General features: G+C 75.0%; 19 protein-coding genes. 8 read left to right on the top strand and 11 right to left on the bottom strand.

Annotated elements, in window-relative coordinates:
- Window positions 1–54 precede the first annotated feature (54 nt).
- Genes AB0C02_RS16025 through AB0C02_RS15990 form a run of 8 tightly spaced genes read right to left on the bottom strand, consistent with a single transcriptional unit; the run spans window position 55 to window position 8,575 of the window.
- Window positions 55–1,041 carry a DNA topoisomerase IB gene (locus AB0C02_RS16025; RefSeq protein ID WP_357548725.1) on the bottom strand — a complete coding sequence of 329 codons (987 nt, stop codon included), beginning with the start codon at window positions 1,039–1,041 and terminating at the stop codon, window positions 55–57.
- Window positions 1,025–1,936, bottom strand: coding sequence for a glycosyltransferase family 9 protein (locus AB0C02_RS16020; protein ID WP_357548724.1), 912 nt, complete (start codon window positions 1,934–1,936; stop codon window positions 1,025–1,027). The genes AB0C02_RS16025 and AB0C02_RS16020 overlap by 17 nt, the downstream gene beginning before the upstream one ends.
- Window positions 1,933–2,634, bottom strand: a complete 702-nt coding sequence (locus AB0C02_RS16015; protein WP_357548723.1) for an SDR family oxidoreductase — start codon at window positions 2,632–2,634, stop codon at window positions 1,933–1,935. Before AB0C02_RS16015 ends, AB0C02_RS16020 begins: the two co-directional genes overlap by 4 nt.
- On the bottom strand, window positions 2,631–4,079 hold the full coding sequence (locus AB0C02_RS16010; protein ID WP_357548722.1) for a PfkB family carbohydrate kinase: 1,449 nt from the start codon (window positions 4,077–4,079) through the stop codon (window positions 2,631–2,633). Before AB0C02_RS16010 ends, AB0C02_RS16015 begins: the two co-directional genes overlap by 4 nt.
- Window positions 4,076–4,798: an SIS domain-containing protein gene (locus tag AB0C02_RS16005; protein WP_357548721.1), complete on the bottom strand. Its 723-nt coding sequence runs from the start codon at window positions 4,796–4,798 to the stop codon at window positions 4,076–4,078. The genes AB0C02_RS16010 and AB0C02_RS16005 overlap by 4 nt, the downstream gene beginning before the upstream one ends.
- A complete protein-coding gene (locus tag AB0C02_RS16000) occupies window positions 4,798–6,015 on the bottom strand; it encodes a glycosyltransferase (RefSeq protein WP_357548720.1) in 1,218 nt (405 codons plus the stop codon). Before AB0C02_RS16000 ends, AB0C02_RS16005 begins: the two co-directional genes overlap by 1 nt.
- Window positions 6,000–6,974: a glycosyltransferase family 1 protein gene (locus AB0C02_RS15995; protein ID WP_357548719.1), complete on the bottom strand. Its 975-nt coding sequence runs from the start codon at window positions 6,972–6,974 to the stop codon at window positions 6,000–6,002. The genes AB0C02_RS16000 and AB0C02_RS15995 overlap by 16 nt, the downstream gene beginning before the upstream one ends.
- Window positions 6,971–8,575 carry an HAD-IIIA family hydrolase gene (locus tag AB0C02_RS15990; RefSeq protein ID WP_357548774.1) on the bottom strand — a complete coding sequence of 535 codons (1,605 nt, stop codon included), beginning with the start codon at window positions 8,573–8,575 and terminating at the stop codon, window positions 6,971–6,973. Before AB0C02_RS15990 ends, AB0C02_RS15995 begins: the two co-directional genes overlap by 4 nt.
- A 319-nt stretch (window positions 8,576–8,894) precedes the next feature.
- Between AB0C02_RS15990 and AB0C02_RS15985 the strand changes: the two genes are divergently transcribed.
- Window positions 8,895–9,674, top strand: coding sequence for a polyprenol monophosphomannose synthase (locus tag AB0C02_RS15985; RefSeq protein ID WP_357548718.1), 780 nt, complete (start codon window positions 8,895–8,897; stop codon window positions 9,672–9,674).
- Here the strand turns inward: AB0C02_RS15985 and AB0C02_RS15980 are convergent.
- Window positions 9,665–11,263 (bottom strand): NAD(P)/FAD-dependent oxidoreductase, encoded by a 1,599-nt coding sequence (locus AB0C02_RS15980; RefSeq protein WP_357548717.1) that lies wholly within the window; start codon window positions 11,261–11,263, stop codon window positions 9,665–9,667. The two genes, AB0C02_RS15985 and AB0C02_RS15980, sit on opposite strands and share 10 nt — an antisense overlap.
- Window positions 11,264–11,335: 72 nt before the next feature.
- On the opposite strand from AB0C02_RS15980, the gene AB0C02_RS15975 reads away from it, so the two are divergent.
- Window positions 11,336–12,769: an aldehyde dehydrogenase family protein gene (locus AB0C02_RS15975; protein ID WP_357548716.1), complete on the top strand. Its 1,434-nt coding sequence runs from the start codon at window positions 11,336–11,338 to the stop codon at window positions 12,767–12,769.
- A 62-nt stretch (window positions 12,770–12,831) separates the two neighbouring features.
- On the opposite strand, the gene AB0C02_RS15970 is transcribed toward AB0C02_RS15975, so the two are convergent.
- Window positions 12,832–13,251, bottom strand: coding sequence for a ChaB family protein (locus AB0C02_RS15970; RefSeq protein ID WP_357548715.1), 420 nt, complete (start codon window positions 13,249–13,251; stop codon window positions 12,832–12,834).
- Between the two features lie 143 nt (window positions 13,252–13,394).
- Here AB0C02_RS15970 and AB0C02_RS15965 point away from each other — a divergent pair, with 143 nt between their 5' ends.
- The 5 genes from AB0C02_RS15965 to AB0C02_RS15945 all read left to right on the top strand — a co-directional run bounded on the left by AB0C02_RS15965 (window position 13,395) and on the right by AB0C02_RS15945 (window position 15,982).
- Window positions 13,395–14,372 (top strand): YihY/virulence factor BrkB family protein, encoded by a 978-nt coding sequence (locus AB0C02_RS15965; RefSeq protein ID WP_357548714.1) that lies wholly within the window; start codon window positions 13,395–13,397, stop codon window positions 14,370–14,372.
- A gap of 86 nt (window positions 14,373–14,458) precedes the next feature.
- The gene (locus AB0C02_RS15960) at window positions 14,459–14,875 is read left to right on the top strand and encodes a DUF2795 domain-containing protein (protein WP_357548713.1); all 417 of its coding nucleotides are present in this window, start codon (window positions 14,459–14,461) and stop codon (window positions 14,873–14,875) included.
- A 19-nt stretch (window positions 14,876–14,894) separates the two neighbouring features.
- Window positions 14,895–15,356, top strand: coding sequence for an SRPBCC family protein (locus tag AB0C02_RS15955; RefSeq protein WP_357548712.1), 462 nt, complete (start codon window positions 14,895–14,897; stop codon window positions 15,354–15,356).
- A 56-nt stretch (window positions 15,357–15,412) separates the two neighbouring features.
- Window positions 15,413–15,673: a hypothetical protein gene (locus AB0C02_RS15950; protein WP_357548711.1), complete on the top strand. Its 261-nt coding sequence runs from the start codon at window positions 15,413–15,415 to the stop codon at window positions 15,671–15,673.
- Between the two features lie 96 nt (window positions 15,674–15,769).
- Entirely contained in the window at window positions 15,770–15,982 is a 213-nt protein-coding gene (locus AB0C02_RS15945) for a hypothetical protein (protein ID WP_357548710.1), read from the top strand.
- A gap of 161 nt (window positions 15,983–16,143) precedes the next feature.
- Here the strand turns inward: AB0C02_RS15945 and AB0C02_RS15940 are convergent, their stop codons facing one another.
- Entirely contained in the window at window positions 16,144–16,599 is a 456-nt protein-coding gene (locus tag AB0C02_RS15940; RefSeq protein WP_357548709.1) for a hypothetical protein, read from the bottom strand.
- Between the two features lie 168 nt (window positions 16,600–16,767).
- On the opposite strand from AB0C02_RS15940, the gene AB0C02_RS15935 reads away from it, so the two are divergent.
- The gene (locus AB0C02_RS15935) at window positions 16,768–18,909 is read left to right on the top strand and encodes a SpoIIE family protein phosphatase (RefSeq protein ID WP_357548708.1); all 2,142 of its coding nucleotides are present in this window, start codon (window positions 16,768–16,770) and stop codon (window positions 18,907–18,909) included.
- The last annotated feature ends 22 nt before the right edge of the window (window positions 18,910–18,931 follow it).

Here is an 18,931-nt window from a genome sequence, read left to right as displayed (position 1 = left end):
GTGGCGAGGCGCCCGCGACCCTCCGTCGCGGGCGACCGCCCGGTGCCGGCTTGGTCACGCCTCCTGCTCCAGCAGCGTGAGGACGGCGCGCTCCACCATCTCCCTCGGCATCCGGACCTCCACCGGGGCCACCACTCCATCGTGGTAGAGATCCACCACCCGCGGGTCCACATAGGACGTGCGCGCCACGGTAGGCGTGTTGCCGAGCAGTTCGGCGACCGTACGCATCACTGCGGCGACCGCCCGCTTGCGAGCGGTCGCCGACCGCTGCGCGCCGGCGGTCGCCAGCTCGGTGGCGGCCAGCACGGTGGCGTGCCAGGTGCGGAAGTCCTTGGCGGTCATCTCCCCGCCGCTGGCGTCGCGCAGGTAGTCGTTCACCTCGTCGCTGCGCACGTCCCGCCAGGTCCGGCCGTCCCAGTAGCCGAACAGGCGCTCCGCGGCCCGCCGCCGGCGGCGCAGGTTGGTCAGCACCCGGCACAGCTCGGGGTCCTCGATCCGGCGTACCTGCTCGACGCCGCCCTTCGCCGGGAACTCGAGGACCACGCAGCCGCCCCGGGAGCGGGCGTGCTCCGGGCGCAGGGTGGAGACGCCGAACGTCGGGTCGTCGCCGGTGGCGTACTGGTCGCTGCCGACCCGGAACATGCCCATGTCGAGCAGCCGGGCGACGGTGGCGAGGACCCGGTCCCGCCGCAGCCCGCGAAGCGCCAGGTCGTGGCCGACCCGGCCGCGCAGCACCGGCAGCCGGTGGGCCACCTCCAGCACGTGGTCGAACTTGGCCTCGTCCCGTGTCTGTCGCCAGTGGGGGTGGTAGAGGTACTGCTTGCGCCCGGCCGCGTCGATGCCGATGGCCTGGATGTGCCCGTTCGGGTACGGCGAGACCCAGACGTTCCGCCAGGCCGGCGGGATGACGAGTTCGCGCAGCCGGGTCAGCGCGTCGGGGTCGCGGACCGGCTCGCCCGACGGGTCGATGAAGAGCCAGCCCTTGCCGCGCCGCCGGCGTCCGTACCCCGGCCGGCCCGGATCGCTACGCCGCAACCGCACCGGAGACCCGCACCGCCCGTTCCACCTCGTCCACGGCGGCCAGCACCTCGTCGACCCCGACGGCTGCCAACGTCGGGCCGAGCACGCGGTGCCGGGGTCGGTCCGCCGGCGGCCCCCAGTGGGCCGGCGGCACCGGGCCGAAAAGCACCACCGAGGCGGTGCCGTACCCGGTGGCCAGGTGGGCCACCCCGGTGTCGCCGCTGACCACCAGCCGGGCGTCGGCGACCAGCGCGGCCAGGTCGGCCAGGTCGGTCCGGCCGGCGAGCACCGCGTCCGGCGGCAGGTCGGCCGCCCGGGCGACCCGGCCGGCGAGGTCCCGTTCGTCGGCGGTGCCGGTGAGCACCACCCGGTGCCCCCGGCCGGCCAGCGCCCGGGCGAGCGCCGCGAACCGCTCCGCCGGCCAGCGCTTCGCGTGGATCTTGCTGCCCGGATGCAGCACGGTCGCGCCGGCCGGGGCCCCGACCGCGGACGGGCGGTGCAGCGCCAGGTCGGTCGGGTCGGCCGGCAGGCCGTACCAGTGCAGCAGCCGGCACCAGCGGCGGACCTCGTGCTCGTCGTCGTCCCACGCCGGGCCGGCGGCGTGCCCGGCGTCGGCGTTGGCGAAGGCGAACAGCCGGCCGGGCCGGGCGGCGGCGAGCATCCGGTGCGACCGGGGCCCCCGCCCGTGCAGGTTGACCGCCACCTCGGGCGGCGGCAGCGGCCAGGGCGGCCGATCGGCCAGCCCGTCGGTAGGCAGCACCCGGTCGACCACGCCGACCAGGTCGGCCAGCGGCGTCAGCCAGGCCGGCGCGGCCAGCACCAGCTCCCGGTCGGGGAAGGCGGCCCGCAGGCCACGCAGCGCCGGCACGGCCGTCGCCAGGTCGCCGACCCCGAGCGCCCGCAACACCAGGATCATGGGTACGACGATTCCTGCTCTGCGCAGACCACCATCTCGCGTACCGCGCAGCCGGGCGGCTGGGAGAGGGCGAACATGACCGCGGCGGCGGTGTCGGCGGGTTCGTTGAGCACGGCGTCCGGGCCGGGGCGGTACCGCTCGTCGCGGGTGTCGAAGAAGGCGGTACGCATCCCGCCCGGGATCAGCAGGGTGACGCCGACCGCGCCGGCCAGCTCGGCGGCGAGCGCCCGGGTGAAGCCGACCACCCCGAACTTCGCCGCACAGTACGCGGTGGCATCGCTGACAGCCTTGACGCCCAGGGTGGAGGCGATGGTGACGATGTTCCCCCGGGACGCCTCCAGGTAGGGCAGGGCGGCCCGGATCACCGCGGCCGTGGCGAACAGGTCGACCGTGACGACCTGCTCCCAGGTCTCGCCCGGCACGTCGGCCAGTTTTCCCGGCACGTCCATGCCGGCGGCGGTGACCACGGCGTCCAGGCCGCCGGAGCGTTCCGCCAGGTCCCGGGTGGCCGCCTCGGCAGCCCGGGTGTCGGCCAGGTCGCACTCGATCCACGGCACCCCGTCACCGGGCCGCTGCCGGTCCAGCACGAGGGGACGCCCACCGGCGCGGGCCACCGCGACGACCACGGCGGCCCCCAGGCCGCTCGATCCGCCGGTCACCAGGACGGTGGGGCCGGCCCCGGGTGAACTGCTGCTCATGCCGCCTCCTCCGCCGTCTGCCGCCCGTACCGGGCCGCCGCGATCATGTCGGTGGTGGACCGGCCGTCCAGGTACGGCACGACCACCGTGTGTCCGCCCCAGCGGGCCAGGATCTCCGCCTCGGGGAGGGTCTGCTCGCCGCCGCCGGTGGCGTAGTCGCCGCCCTTGACCCAGATGTCCGGACGCAGCCAGGACAGCGCCGCGTGCGGGGTGGGTTCGTCGAAGATCAGCACGGCGCCCACACAGCTCAGCGCGGCGAGCAGCCGGCTGCGGTCGCCCTGCGGCACGACCGGCCGCTGTGATCCCTTCAGCCCGGCCACGCTGGCGTCGGAGTTGAGGCAGACGACGAGGCAGTCGCCGAGCTGCCGGGCCGCCTCCAACGTCGCCACGTGCCCGGCGTGCAGCAGGTCGAAGCAGCCACCGGTGGCGACGACCGTGCCGCCGGCCGCGCGCACCTCGGCGACCAGCGCGCCGGCGGCGGCCGCGCCGATCCGCTCCCCGCCGCCGCTGGTCACCGGCAGCGGGGCGGTCCGGATCGGGGCGGGCAGCGCGGCGGCCACTCCCCCGCCGGCCACGTACGCGGACGCCTCGGCGACCGCCTCCTGCACCGCCTCGGAGACCAGCGCGCCTCGGGCCAGGGCGAGGGTGGCCGCCGCGGCGAACCGGTCCCCGGCCCCGCAGGTGTCCCCCTCGGCGCTGGCCGGGGCGGGCACCACCAACGGGGCGGAACCGGCGTGGCAGAGCAGCGCGCCGTCCCCGCCCAGGGTTACCGCCACCGCGCCGGCGCGCCAGCGGCGGCGCAGCGCCTGGGCGCTGCGGGACGCGGTGACCAGCCGGGACTCGCCCCGCTGCGCCTTGGCCAGCTCGCGCGCCTCGGGCTCGTTCGGGGTGGCCAGGCGTATCCCGGGCACCGCGGCCGGGCCGCGCGGGTGCGGGTCCCAGACCACCGGCGCGCGGGTGGCGGCGAGCGCGGCCCGCAGCGCCGGCTGCTCGGCCACGCCCCGACCGTAGTCGCTGACCAGCACCGCGGCGGCGTCGGCGAGCAGGCGCAGCACCGCCTCACTCGGTTCACCCGGCGGGCTCGCCGGGCCACCCCGGTCGTGGCGCAGCAGCACCCGGCCCCGCGCCCGCAGCCGCACCTTCTCCGGGGTGGCACCGGCCAGCGGCAGCGCGTACAGCTGCACGCCGGCGGCGGCGAGCAGCGTGCTGAGCCGGGCCCCGCCCGCGTCGTCGGCGATCGCGGTGACCAGCGCGACCTCGGCGCCCCCGGCGGCGGCGAAGACGGCCGCCAGGCCCGCGCCGCCAGGCCGGTCGGCGTACGTGGTCTCGTCAAGAACCGGCACCGGGGAGTCCGGGCAGAGCCGGTTCACCACCCCCTCGACGTCCCGGTCCAGCAGGGTGTCGCCGAGCACCACCACGGGTCCCGTCACGCTCGACCTCCTCATCGGGCCTGCACCTGGCCGGCACCTTCCCCGAGCACCACCTCGACGCCGGTACTCACCGGGCCGACCGGCGCCGCCCCCACCGTGGCCGTGGTGAGCGCGGCCGGCAGGGCCCGGTCGACGTACTCGCAGAGCACGTGGGTGGCGACCAGGTGCAACTCCTGCACCACCTGACTCTCCGGCGAGTCGATGACGAGGCTCTCGTGGCAGGCGTCGGCGAGCGGGTTGGGCGCCGGACCGGTGAAGCCCCAGCAGCGCAGTCCGGCCTCGCGTCCGGCCCGGACGGCGGCGAGCAGGTTGCCGCTGGCGCCGCTGGTGGACATCAGCAGGAGGATGTCGTCGGGGCGGCCGTGGGCGCGGACCTGGCGGGCGAAGACCTCCGGGAAGCCGTAGTCGTTGCCGATGGCGGTCAGCGCGGAGGTCTCCGCGTGCAGCGCGATCGCGGACAGCGGCGCCCGGTCGGCGCGGAGCTTTCCGACCAGTTCGGCGGTGAGATGCTGGGCCTCGGCGGCGCTGCCGCCGTTGCCGGCCACCAGCAGCCGCCCACCAGCCGCCAACCGGTGCGCCAGCTCCCCGCCCCAGCGGGCCAGCAGCTGCTCCGACCCGCGCAACGGCAGCAGCGCGGCGGCCAGCAGGGTCAGGTGGTCCTCCAGCACCGTCCCGCCGACGGCCGGCTTCGGCGCCGCCGACGGCCGGCTGCCGCTGGCGTCCAGCGCCGCCATCAGGCGACCACCCGGGTGGGCCGACGCACGGCGGCCACCTCGCCGTACACCGCGGCGAGCCGCTCCGCCGTGGTCGACCACGAGTAGCGGGTACGGGCCCGATCCAGCGCCGCCGTGGCGTACGCGAAGCGGCGGATCCGGTCGCCGAACAGCCGGCGGATCGCGGCGCCGAGCGCCTCCGGGTCCCGGGCCGGCACCAGGTCACCGGTCCGCCCGGGCACCACCGTGTCGATCAGGCCGCCGACGGCGGTGCCGATCACCGGTACGCCGCACGCCATCGCTTCGAGCGGGGTGAGCCCGAACGGCTCGTACCAGGGCGCGGCGACCAGCACGTCCGCCGAGCGGTACCAGCGCCCCATCTCCTCGCGGGGCACCGCGCCGATCAGCTTGACCCGGTCGGCGACCCCGAGGGACTCGGCGAGCGCCCGCAGCCGCAGCGCGTACGCGTCGGTCTCCAGCAACCCGGCCGGCGGCCCACCCACCACCACGCACTCGGCGTCGGGGACCAGCGCGGTGGCCCGGATGACATCCTGGAAGCCCTTGCGTTCCACCAGTCGTCCGACGGTGAGGATGCGCGGCCGGTCCCCGTCCCGCTCGGCGACCGGGCCGAGCGGGGCGAAGGTGGCCAGGTTCACCCCGGACGGGACGACGGTGATCCGGGAGCGCGGCACTCCCATCCGCACCAACTCGGCGACCTCGTCCTGGCACTGGGCCACCACCCGGTCGACCGAGCGACCCAGCTCCCGCTCGTGCCCGATCCGGTCCGGCGGGCTGGTGTCCTGGGCGCCCTGGTGGCGTCGCTTGACCGTGCCGAGGGCGTGGTACGTCTGCACCACCGGCACCCCGGTCCGGCGGCCGGCGGCGAGGGCGGCCAGGCCGCTCATCCAGAAGTGCGCGTGCACCACCTCGGGCTGCCAGTCGCCGACTCGCCACCGTTCGGCGAGCCACTCCCCGAACGCGGGCATGTACGGCAGCAGGTCGTCCTTGGCGACCGGCTCGGCCGGCCCGGCGGGCACGTGCACCACGTCGTAGCGGTCCGGGGCGCGGACCGCCACGGGCAGGTCCACGGCGTCGCGCCGGGTGTAGACGCGGACGTCGTGGCCGGCGGCCACGAGCGCGGCGGAGAGCTCCGCGACATGCGTGTTCTGGCCGCCGGCGTCCTCCCCGCCGAGGACGGCGAGCGGACTGGCGTGCTCCGAGATCATCGCGATGCGCATACTTCCTCCTCCAGCAGCCGGTCCCAGTCGGCGAGAAAACGCTCCAGGCCGTAGCGGTTCCGGGCCGCGGCCCGGGCCACGGCGCCCGCGCGGCGTGCCGCCGCCGGGTCGTCGACGAGGCCACGGGCCGCCGCCAGCAGCACGTCGACCCGGGTGGAGAGGGCGCCGGCGGACGGCGGTACCGCCGCCACGGCCTCGGTGGTGGCCAGCGCCACCACCGGCATGCCGATGGTCATCGCCTCGATCAGGCTCAGCCCGAGCGAGGTCCACCGACACAGGTGCAGGTACGCCCGCCGCCGGGCCAGCTCGGCGTGCATGGCGTGCTGCGGCACGTCGTCGTGGCTGGTCAGCCGCTCCGGCGGCAGCCCGAGCCGGTCGGCCAGCCCGGCCACGCCCATGCCGTAGACGTCCAGCGGGGCGATCTCGGCGAAGCGGGGCAGCAGATCGGTGCCGGTGACCCGCCAGCGGCGTACCGGCTCGTTGATGACGACGGCGAGCCGGTCCAGCTCGCCGGTCCACTCGACGGCCGGGGCGACCACCCCGTGCTCGACCACGGCGGTGCGGGTCCGGCCGTTGTCCCAGAACAGCTCGTTGAATCCGGTGACGTGGGTGAGCAGCAGGTCGTCGCGGTCGGCCATCGGGTGCCGGGTGTTCGGCACGTCTCCCTTCGGGGTGTTGTGCTCGACGTAGATCGCCGGCACGTCGCGGCCCACCCGGCGGCCCAGCCACTCACAGGCCAGGTCGAACTCCTCGGGGCGCTGCAGCAGCACCACGTCCACCTCGGACTGGCGCAACTGCTGCGGGGTGACCTCGACGGCGTTGTCCGGCCACGGGTAGGTGCGCGCCCGGCCCAGGCCGTACGGGCCCCGGTCCGGGGTGACCGGCACCAGGTAGCGGTGCTTGCCGTGCACGAAGGACGTGGTCCAGGAGCCGTGCACGTGCCAGAGCAGCACGTTCATCGCACCACCCCGCCGGCGGGGACGGCGGGCCCCGCGACCAGGCGCGTCGGTGCGTCGGCGGGTACGCCGAGCAGCCGCAGCGCCTCCAGCACCCGCCCCGGTTCGACCGCCGAGAGGCAGGGGTGGCCGGGGACCGGGCAGCGGGTGGCCCGGGTGTCGCGGCAGGCGGCCCCGGCGTCGCCGAGCCGGACGGTCGGCACCCGGTACGGCCCCCACTGTCCGAACGGGACGGTGGGCGCGAACAGGCTGACCACCGGCACGCCGAGCGCGGCGGCCAGATGCGCCGGTCCGGTGTTGCCGACCACCAGCGCGCCGGCCCGGGCGATCACCGCGGCGAGTTCGCCGAGCCCGGTGCACCCGCCCAGGTCGAGGCCACCGGCGGCGGCGACCCGGGCGGTCAGCCCCCGTTCGTCCGGGCCGCCGGTCACCACCACCCGATGGCCGGCGGCGCTGAGCACCCGGACGATCCGGGTGGCCAGCTCGGGTGGGCAGGCCCGGGTCTCCACCGAGGAGCCCGGGTGCAGCACGACGTAGCCGGGCTCCCCGAGCCCGGCCGGGGCGGGCGGCAATCGGTCGGTGCGCAGCCGCAGGCCCGGCTCGTCGTCGGCGGGCAGCGCGTAGCCGGCCGCCGCGGCGAGGGAGAGCGCGCGCTCCGGCTCCGGCACCCCGACCGGTACGCGGTGCCGAACGTCGAGCAGGGAGCCCGGGTAGTCGTCGCTGATCGCGCTGATCCGGGGTGTCCCGGCCATCCGCAGCAGCAGGGCGAGAGGCAGCGCCGACTGGTGGAACGACGTGAAGACGACCGCTTCCTGCGCGCCGAGCGCGGCGAGCCGGTCGGTGAGCCGGCGCAGGTCCGCCGGGTCGACCGGGCCGGCCGGGGCGTCGATCCACGGCAGCGGCCACTCGACGATCTCGTCGACGCCGGGCAGCAGTTCGGCCGCGGCCCGGCCGCGCGGCCCGCAGAGCAGCACCACCCGCTGGGCGCCGGCGGCGACCGCCCGGATGGCGGGGCCGGTGACCAGTACGTCCCCGGCGGCGTCGCTGCGCGCCACCAGCACCGTGCCGCGCCGGGGCGGGGCGGCCGGGGCGGCCACCAGGCGGATCCGGCGCAGGATCTCCGTGACCGCGCCCGGCAGGTCGCTGGCGACCGTGGGCGCGGCGGCCACCTCCGCCGGCCGGGTGGCCGGGGTGGGCACCAGGATGCCGACGGCGCCGGCCGCGGCGGCGGCGATCATGTCGGCGCCGATGTCGCCGACCAGCACGCACCGGGTCGGCGTGGTGCCCAGCGCCCGGGCCGCGGCGTGCACGAGGCCCGGGGCCGGTTTCCGGCAGGCGCATCCGTCCGGCTCGCCGTGTGGGCAGATCTGCCAGCTGTCGAACGGCCCGAGCAGTTCCTCCACCCGTGCGTTCACCCGACGCAGTTGGGCGGTGGTGAAACAGCCCCGGGCGAGGCCGGACTGGTTGCTGACCACCGCCAGGCGCAGGCCGGCCGCGCGCAGCCGGTCCAGGGCCTCCCGCGCGCCGGGCACGGGGCGGACCTTCTCCGGGTCGCCGTTGTAGGGCACGTCCTCGATCAGCGTGCCGTCGCGGTCCAGCAGCACCGCGTCGTAGAGGCCGGACGGGAACCGGTCAGCAGCCGGGTCAACCCGGGCTGACCTGCACTGATCCCGCTCGTGGTCCCGTCGCACGGGCGGCGGGTTCCCGACCCCCCGAGGAGTAAACATCAACTTCGGCGCAGGCGCCGCTGCGCCGGCCCGGTCCGGCGATACCCGCCGCCCCCGAGAAGCTAACCGGCCGGGGACGGCCGAAGGCGCGGCGATGCCCGGCTCGGAATCCCCCGGGCGGATGTCTGTACGGGACTGACGGGGGCGAGTGGCTACCCTCTCAGGTGAACCTGTCGGCCGACCGAGGATGTCCGTGATGATCGAACCCGTGCAGTTGCCCTCTCCGTGGCGCGACGCACGCCTGACCGTCGTCGTTCCGACCTACAACGAGGCGGGGAACCTTCCGGTGCTGGTCGAGCGACTCCTCGCCCTGCCGCTGCCCGGGCTGAAGGTGCTCGTCGCGGACGACAACTCCCCGGACGGCACCGGCGAGGTGGCCGACAAGCTGGCCATCGAGCACCCGGGCCGGGTGCTGGTGGCGCACCGCCCGGGCAAGGAGGGGCTGGGCCGGGCGTATGTGGACGGGATCAGCCGGGCGCTCGACGACGGCGCGGATTTCGTCGCTCAGATGGACGCGGACCTGTCCCACCCGGCGGAGGCGCTGCCCGGCATGCTCGGCGCGCTACTCGCCACCCAGGCCAGCGTGGTCATCGGCTCACGCTATGTGCCCGGCGGTGAGCTCGACGAGAACTGGCCGCTGTACCGGCGTGCGCTCAGCGGCTGGGCCAACGTCTACGTGCACACCCTGCTGCGGGTACGGATCCGGGACCTGACCGCCGGCTTCAAGATCTGGCGGGCGGAGGCGCTGCGCGACATCGGGCTGGACCGGGTGCAGTCCAACGGCTACAGCTTCCAGGTGGAGATGCACTACCTCGCCACCAAGCTGGGGCACACCATCCTGGAGGTGCCGATCCGTTTCGAGGAACGCCGGGAGGGCGCCTCGAAGATGACCACCGCCACCAAGATCGAGAGCGCGCTGATGCCGTTCAAGCTGCGCAGCCGGCACCGCAACCTGGAGAGGCCGAGTCAGCGGTAGATCGCCCGGTGCACGGCGCCGATCGCGCTCCCGTACCAGCCGCCGGTGAGCGTGCGGTCCCGCGCCAGGGCGGCCCGCGCGGCGGTCGCGCCGGGCGCGCCGTGCACCCCGCCGCCCGGATGTGCCGACGAGCTGGCCAGGAAGAGCCGGTCCACCGGGGTGTCCGCCCGTCCGAGGCCGGGCACCGGCCGCAGGAACAGCTGCTGGTACGCGGCCGAGGTGCCGCCGCCGATCGCGCCGCCGACCAGGCTCGGGTTGCCGGCCGCCAGGTCGGCCGGGCCGGCCACGTGCCGCCCGACGATCAGTGAGCGGAAGCCGGGGGCGGCCTCCTCCAGCACCTCCTCCATGCGCGCCAGGTGGGCGGTGATCTCCTCGGCCCGCCAGTGCCGCCGGAACGGCAGGTGGGTGTAGGACCAGAGCGACTCGGTGCCCGCCGGCGAGCGGCTCGGGTCGGCCACCGACAGCTGCCCCACCAGCAGGAACGGATCCCGGGGCACCTCCCCCCGGGCCAGCGCCGCCGCGTACGTGGTGAGGCCGTTCCGGTCGGCGCCGAGGTGCACGGTGCCGGCACCGGCCACGGCCGGGTTCCGCCACGGCATCGGCGCGGACAGCGCCCAGTCCACCTTCAGCGTGGCGCCGTCCCACCGGAAGTGGGCCAGATCCTCGACCAGCCGGGGCGGCAGCGCCTCGGCACCGACCAGGTCGAGGTAGAGCGCCGGGGCGGGCACGTCGGCCAGCACCCCCCGGCGGGCCCGCCAGGTGGCGCCGTCGGCGGTGCGCACCCCCATCGCCCGGCCCCGGGCGACGAGCACCCGGTCGACCCGGGCGCCGTAGTCGATCCGGCCGCCCCGCTCGACCAGCCGGGCCACCAGCGCGTCGGTGATTCTTCGGGCGCCGCCGACCGGCACCGGCCAACCCACCTGCTGGGCGAGCATCACGAGCAGCCACCCGTACACCCCGGAGCCGGTCTCCTCGGGCGACAGGTCGGTGTGCAGCGCGCAGCCGGCGAGCAGCGCCGCACCGCCCTCGCCGTCGAACAGTTCGTCGCCGAGCCGGCGCACCGGCGTCACCAGCCGCCGGCCGAGCCGCAGCGCGCCGGACACGCCCAGCCGGCGCAGCAGGCTCAGCCCGCCACGCAGCGGCGGGAAGGGGGTGGTGACGGCGGCCAGCATCGGCTCGGCCACCGGGCACCAGTCGGCGTACGCCCGCCGCCAGCGGTCCCCGTCGCCGGGGGCGAACGCCGCCAGCGAGGCCGCGGTGACGTCCACGTCCCGGTTGACCACCGCCGCCCGCCCGTCGGGAAACAGATGAGCCAGCACGTGCGGGGCGTGCGTCCAGGCCAACCCGTACCGGTCGAGACCGAGCCCGCGCAGCACCGGCGAGGCGTACCCGAGGGGGAAGAACGAGCTGTAGAGATCGCTGAGGTAGCCGGGGGCGGTGACCTCGGCGGAGCGGACCGCCCCGCCGGGCACCTGGGTGGCCTCCAGCACGAGAACCTCCCAGCCCGCGTCGGCCAACAGGTTCGCGGCCACCAGCCCGTTGTGCCCGGCGCCGACGACGACGGCGTCCGCCGTGCCGGTGGGGTTCATCCGATCCGCCTACCCGGCCGGTTACCGGGCGAAACGCGTTTGCCTCGCCCGGGCCGGGGCATCCACCGCCGCATGTACACGGTTACACAGCTCATAGGTGGGGTGTGGGGCGCCGGTGGCGCAGGGGGTGAGCTGGTCGTACGCGATCCGGCCGACGGCTCGCCGGTGACCACCGCGCCGGTGGCGACGGCGGACGAGGTGGCCAAGGCGGTCGAGGCCGCCCGGGGCGTGGCCGCGGAGTGGGCGGCGACCGCCCCGGCGGAACGGGCGGCGGCGCTGCACCGGGCGGCGGACGCGGTGGCGGCGGTCGCCGAGGAGCTGGCCCAGGCCACCACGGCGGAGATGGGCAAGCCGCTGGACGATGCGCGCGGCGGCGTCGCGGCCGGCATCGGCACCCTCCGCCAGTACGCGGAGCTGGGCCCGGTGCGCGGCGGGCGGACGCTGCACGGCGCCCACGCCGCCCTCGACTTCATGACTCCCGAACCACGCGGCGTGGCCGCCGCGATCACCCCCTGGAACGACCCGGTGGCGGTCTCCTGCGGGCTGCTCGGCGCGGCCCTGGTCACCGGCAACGTGGTGCTCCACAAGCCGAGCGAGCGCACCCCCGCCACCGGCTGGCTGCTGGCCCGGGCCCTGGACTCCGCGCTGCCCGCCGGCGTGCTGTCGCTGCTCACCGGCGGCGGCGAGGTCGGCGCGGCGCTGGCCGGGCAGGACGTGGACGTGGTAGCCCACGTCGGCGCCACCGCCACCGGCCGGGCGATCGCCGCCGCCACCGCCCGCACCGGCGCGAAGGTGCTGCTGGAGAACGGCGGCAGCGACCCACTGGTGGTCGATGCCGGCATCGACCCGGTCTGGGCGGCGGAGCAGGCGGCGCTGGGCTGCTTCGCCAACGCCGGGCAGATCTGCGTCGCGGTGGAACGGATCTACGTGCACCGGGACGTGGCGGAGGACTTCGTCGACGCGCTGGTCGAACGGGCCGAGGCGCTGCGGCTGGGCGGGGGCCGGGAGCCAGGAACGCAGCTCGGACCGCTGGTCGACCGGCGGCACCGGGATCACGTGCACGGGCAGGTCACCGCGGCGGCGGCGGAGGGGGCACGGATCCGCACCGGCGGGGAGATCCCGGACGGCCCGGGCGCGTTCTACCCGGCGACGGTGGTCGCCGACTGCCGGCACGAGATGACCCTGGTCCGGGAGGAGACCTTCGGGCCGGTCGCCCCGGTGGTCGTGGTCGACTCGTTCACCGAGGGGCTGCGGTGTGCGGCCGACTCCCCGTACGGGCTGGCCGCCACCGTGCTGACCGGCTCGATGAGCCATGCCCACCGGGCCTGGCGGGAGCTGCCGGTGGGCACCGTCAAGGTCAACGCGGTGTTCGGGGGCGCGCCGGGCGGTGCCGCGCAGCCACGTCGCGGCAGCGGTCAGGGCTTCGGGTACGGCCCGGAACTGCTCGACGAGTTCAGCACGGTGAAGACCGTGCACATCGAGGCCCCGGGCGGCGGCCACTGGTGAACCGGCCCGTACGCGAAGGAGTGGCTGCCGGGCTGGGCAGCCACTCCTTCCGCGCCCGCCGGTCAGCGGCCGCGGGCCTTGGCCTTCTCGCGGGTCTCGGTGGTCTGGCGGAGATTCGCCTTCTGGATCGCCTTCACCAGTTCCGGCTTGGTCATCCGGGACCGGCCCGGTACGTCCAGTTTCTTGGCGACTTCCATCAGGTGCTCCTTCGGAGCGTTGGCGTCCACGCCGCCCGCAGTGGGTGCCCGCCGCTCCGGGCCACCTCCGGCGGCCTGTCGGTCGCTCGGGCCCCTCCGTCCCTTCGGCTCCCAGTGGTCGCCCACCTTCTCGAACTCGTGCTTCAATGCGGCGAACGCGGTGCGGTGCGCCCGCTGTCCCTCGCCGTACGTCTCCACGGCCGAATCGTGCGTCTTCGCCCAGGTCCGCTGCGCCTTGTCCGGGGATCGTCGCAGCGTGCTGGGCAGTACCTCGCGCCCGGGCATCTCGTCCTCCTGACGTCTCGATGGCTTCCTATGACCGTTCCCCCACGTCCCGGCGGCAAACCGGCGCCTGGTTTGTCGATTCCTCCGGTCGGGTACCGCCGGGGCCACGCGCGACAGGTGCACACGGCGTCGAGGAGGCGGTCATGGCGACGACGACAAAGCCGACGGTCACCGGCCGGCAGCAGGCCCCGCTCCCCCGGCGGGTACGCCAGCTGAGCTGGTCCACCTGGCGCGGGGTGCTGGCCCGCAGCGGACGGAGCTTCGTCACCGACAACTGCGCGGACTGGGCGGCGGCGCTGACCTACTACGGGGTGCTGGCGCTGTTTCCCGCCGTCGTCGTGGTGGTGGCGTTGGTCGGGCTGGTGTCCGACGGTGAGCGGACCGTCGACACGGTGATCGGCCTGGCCCGGGAGATCGGCGCCGGTTCGGTGGTCGGCAACGACGCCTTCGTCGGCGCCGTCCGCGGGGTGGTGGAGCAGCGGGGGTCGGCCAAGGCACTGCTCAGCTTCGGCCTGCTCGGCGCGCTCTGGTCGGCGTCCGGGTTCATCGGCGCGTTCACCCGGGCCTCCAACGCGATCTACGGGGTGCGGGAGGGGCGGCCGTTCTACCGGCTACGCCCGCTGCAGATCGGCCTGGCCGCGCTGTCGCTGCTGCTGCTCGCCGTGGTCGCCACCGGGCTGATCGTCAGCGGCCCGGTCACCGACGCGGTCGGCGACCGGCTGCACGCCGGCGGGCTGGCGCGCGCGGTGTGGACGGTGGCGAAATGGCCGCTGCTGGCATTGGTGGCGATGACGCTGCTGTCCCTGCTGTTCTGGATCGCACCGAACGTCCGGCAGCCCCGGTTCCGCTGGCTCACCCCGGGCGGCGCCCTCGCCCTGCTGTCCTGGGTGCTCGCTTCCGCCGCTTTCGGCCTCTACGTCGCCAACTTCGGCTCCTACGACGTGACGTACGGCAGCCTCGGCGCGGTCATCGCCTTCCTGGTCTGGCTGTACCTGTCCAACTGCGCGCTCATGCTGGGCGTACAGGTCGACGCCGAGGTCCAGCGCGGGCGGGTGATGCAGACCGGCGCCGCGGACCCGGGCGCGCCGGTGCTGCCGCCCCGCGTCCCGGCCGATTCGTGACCGGCTTCGGACGGTTCGTGGCCGGATGACCGGCCCGGCCGCCCGGCCCCGGTTTACCTCCGGCCCCCTCGGGCATGTCTGACGGCATGGAACGTGGCAGCAGCAAGCACTCGCCCAGGGTCGACGACAACATGGTCCAGGACGTCAGCGGCCTCCTGCAGGGGCCGGGCGCCGGCGGCTCACGCGTCGAGGAGTCCCGCCAACCCGAGCCGGCTGGTGAGGACCAGCCGGAGCCGAAGACGTTGACGGCCGGCGCGAGCCGCGGCGGCAACCCGCAGGGGATGAGCATGGACGATGTCGAGGCGCGCAGCCGTCTCGGCCGGTTCATCACCATGACGGCCCTGCCCGGGGACCGCGAGACGCTGGTGGCCAACGCGCGGGAGAACCAGGCGCCGACGGACATCGTCGATGCCCTGGAGAGCCTGCCCGACGGCACCCGGTACCAAACGGTTTCCGAGGTGTGGGCCGCGCTCGGGCACAAGAACGAGACGACCCGCTGGTGACGGCGGAGAGGATCCTGCGATGAGCGACGTTGTCGAATACGTGGATATTTCCGTTCCGATCCGCACCGCCTACGACCAGTGGACGCAGTTCGAGGAGTTTCCGCAGTTCATGCAGGGCGTCCAGGAGGTTCGGCAGCTCTCCGACACGATGACGCACTGGACGGTCGAGATCGCCGGTGTACGGCGTGAGTTCGACGCCGAGATCACCGAGCAACTGCCGGACGAGCGGGTCGCCTGGCGGTCGACGGAGGGCAGCCGGCAGGCCGGCGTGGTGACCTTCCACCGTCTCGACGACCGGCACACCCGGGTCACCCTGCAACTGGAGTTCGAGCCGCAGGGTGTGGTCGAGCAGGCCGGCGACAAGTTCGGCATGGTGGACCGCCGCGCCAAGAACGACCTGAAGCTGTTCAAGCAGTTCATCGAGCGACGCGGTCAGGAGACCGGCGCCTGGCGGGGCACGATCGACCGGCCGACCCCCTGACGTCGCCGACCCGCCGGTGGCCGTTTGCGATCACCGCGCCCGGGTACCGCTGGAGAATGACCGACAACGACAGCCACGTGTGGCGCGACGAGACCCGTACTCCCCTGCACGAGCTGGACCGGGCGATCGCCCGCTCGACCCTCGACGGGCAGGCCGACGACGTCACCGGCAACGACGCCGGTGAGGAGTCAACGTTCGGCCACGGGCCCGAGGCGGTGGACCGCGGCGCCGGCCCGGAGGCCGAGCGGCGGGAGATGACCGACGCGGACCGGGCGTACCGCCCGTCCACCACCGGCCGGACCGGCCCGGACTCATGATCGGGGGCGTTACGTCCGGCCGAGAAAGCGGACAGCCCACCCAGAATCGCCCGAACGGGGGACGGCGATGCGCGGGCCTCGCGCAAGACTTTCGGGATGCGACAGGGCTCCGGTTTCCTCACCCCGCGTCAGCGCCGCCTGGCTTGGCTGGGCTTCGTGCTCGCCGCCGCCCAGGCGCCCGTCGCCGCCAAGCTGGTCTCCGACGGATCCTGGCTGTTCAGCCTCGTCGTGGCCCTCATGGTGGCGACCGTGATCATTGCCGACGACGCTCGCCGCCGCCAGCCGGCGAACGCTCCCTCGAACGACTGACGAGTAGCTCCGCAAGCCACCACTGCTGACCGACTCCGAACTGGTCTGGGCGTGTCGCGGGCGCGGAGACACCACCCTAGAGACCAATATGCCTCCGGGGCATATTTATGCCTCAGAGGCATATTGGTCTTTGCCCGCTCTTCAAAGGACAAGCGCTACCCTCAGTGACGACTGCGGGGCGAGGGCCGCGCCTCGTGCCCCGGCCGTCCCGGGCTACGCCGGCGTTCCTTCATCTCCGCCTCGTAGAGGTGACGCCGGCCGCCGGCCAGTTCGTCGCGGGCCCGGCGGTCCAACTCCCGGAAGAGCGCGTAGTACCCGTCGTCGAAGTCCTCGACGATCTGGAAGGTCCAGCGTCCGGCGATCACGTTGCGGCCGATCAGGTCCCGGCCGATCCGGTCGGCGATCTCGTCCTGGCCGGCGGAGCGGAACAGTTCCACCGCGTCGTCGAGCATCAGATCGGCGTGGCCGATCAGCTGGTGCAGCGAATAGAGGTGGCCACGAGCCCGTTCCACCGTCTCCAGGGCCTCGCTGAGCTTGCCGAGCGCCGCGACCGCGGCATCACTCACGCCCGCCGGTCGGCGGTGCGCCTCGTCCGGTCCGTCCGCCTGTCGGGCCATCGCGTGTCCTGCTCCCCCGGGTCGACCGCGCGGGTGCGCGCGTACGTCTCCTGGCCTGCCCCCTGACGAGCGGATCAATCCCCACTGGCGCTGACCGACGCCCCTTGTTCGACGCCCCCACGCGGGCTGACCGAAACCTGTTCGCCACGCTCCGGATAGGCTGCCGTCATGCCAGGCATGGTCGGGCGGGTCCCCACGCCATCAGCACCCACCTCGGGAATGCCCACCGGCCCGGGCGCGACCGTGTCCAGCACGGCCGCCGCCCTGTCGACCCTCCGGTGGGCCGACACGCCGCTCGGCGCCCCCGAGATGTGGGATCCGGCCGTCCGCGCCGTGGTCGACCTGGTGCTCGCCTCGCCCGTGCCGATGGCCCTGCTCTACGGCGACGACCTGGTCCTGGTCTACAACGAGGGGTACGCCGCACTGATCGGGGCGCGGCACCCGCGGGCGCTCGGTCGGCCGGCGGCGGAGGTCTTCGCCGACGTCTGGGACGAGCCGGGCGCCGGAGAGGTGATCGAGCGGGCGTACCGGCGGGGTGAGCCGTTCCTGGAGCGGGAGGCGGTGCTGCCGGTCGACCGGCACCACACCGGGCCCACCGAACCGGCCACGTTCACCCGCGGCTTCTCGCCCGTCCGGGACAGCGCCGGCCGGACCATCGGCGTGCTCAGCGTGGCCGCGCAGACCAACCAGGTCGCCCGGCAGTTGCAGGGCCTGAGCGACTTCGCCGCCGCGCTTGCCGGCACGCTCACCCTCGACGACGTCGCCCGGGTCACCCTGCGCTACTGCCTCGACGCCTTCGACGCCGAACGGGTCACCTTCGGCGTCGACGAGGGGTCGGCCTGGCGGATGGTCCGCCGCATTCGCGGCGAACTGCTGGACGAGGCCGACGAGCGGCTTCCGCCATTGTGGCGGCGGGTGCCGGCCGAGTCGCCCCTCCCGATGGCGGTGACCGCCCGCAGCGGCGTGCCCGTCTTCACCGCCGACGGACAACCGCTGCGGGAGTCCGCGGCGGACCGGCACGACCAGAAGATCCGGTCGCTGGCCGCCCTGCCGCTGCGCTCGACGGTGGTCCGCGGCGCGCTGACCATCGGCTACCCGGCACCACATCCCTGGTCACCGGCGGAACGCGCGCTGCTCGCCGCCTCGGCGGAGCTGGTCGGCCAGGCCGCGGAGCGGGCCCGCCGCTTCGAGACCCAGCACGGCACCGCCCAGTTGCTGCAACGCAGCATGCTCCCCGAGCAGCTGCCCGACCTGCCCCGACTGCGTATCGCCGCCCGGTACGAGCCGGGCGTGGACGGCAACGCCGCCGGCGGCGACTTCTATGACGCCTTCGTGCTGCCCACCGGCGCGCTCGGCGTGGTCCTCGGCGATGTGGCCGGGCACGACATGCAGGCCGCCGCCCGGATGGGGCAGGTCCGGGCCGCACTGCGCGCGCTGGCGCTCACCGATCCCCGCCCGGACGCCGTGCTCGCCGGTCTGGACCGGCTGGTCGCCAGCCTCGGCATCGAGGGCGGTACGCAGGAGCTCTTCGTCACCGTGGTCTTCGGCGTGATCGAGATCGACCAGCAGCGGATCACGCTGGCCAGTGCCGGGCATCCCGCCCCGCTGATCCGGCACTGCCGGGCCGAGCGGAAACCCGCGGCCGAGTACGTCGAGCTGAGCCCCGGGCCGCCGCTGGGGCTCGGCTACCGCCCACGCGCCACCACCATGCCGTTCCATCCCGGCGACACCCTGCTGCTGTACAGCGACGGGGTGGTGGAGCGACGCTGGCAGGACCTGTCCGCCGGGCTGGCCGGGCTGGGCGCTGCGGTGGCGGACGCGAGCAGCGGCGATCCCCGGGCGCTCTGCGCGGTGGCCACCGCCGCCGTGCCGGGCGCGACGGAGGACGACGTGGCCGTGCTGGCCGTGGAGCACGCGGTCAAGCCGAGCCGCTCGGCCAGCATGAAGGTGCCGGCGGAGCCGACCGCGCCGAGCCGGGTACGCCACTGGATGACCACCCAACTCACCGAATGGCAGGTGCCCGAGGGGTTGATCGGCGCCGCGGTGCTGTGCACCAGCGAGCTGACCACCAACGCGTTGCTGCACGCCGGCACCGCCGCCCGCGTGGAGATCGACCTGAGCGCGGAACGGCTGCTCGTCTCGGTCGCCGACTCCGGCACCCGGGGCCAGGTGACCCGGGCACAGACCGACCCCCTGAGCAGCCGCGGGCGTGGCCTGGGGCTGATCGAGGAGCTGAGCGACGCCTGGGGCACCGACCCCACGGTGCGCGGCTCGACGGTCTGGTTCGAGATCCTCATCCCGCCGGCGTGAGTCACACGCCGGCGCCGGGTGG

The sequence above is a fragment of the Micromonospora sp. NPDC048999 genome (assembly GCF_040649295.1).
In the GTDB taxonomy this organism is placed as follows: Bacteria; Actinomycetota; Actinomycetes; order Mycobacteriales; family Micromonosporaceae; genus Micromonospora.
The sequence above is the reverse complement of the archived record's forward strand: the minus strand, read 5'-3'. Positions and strand labels throughout refer to the sequence as shown.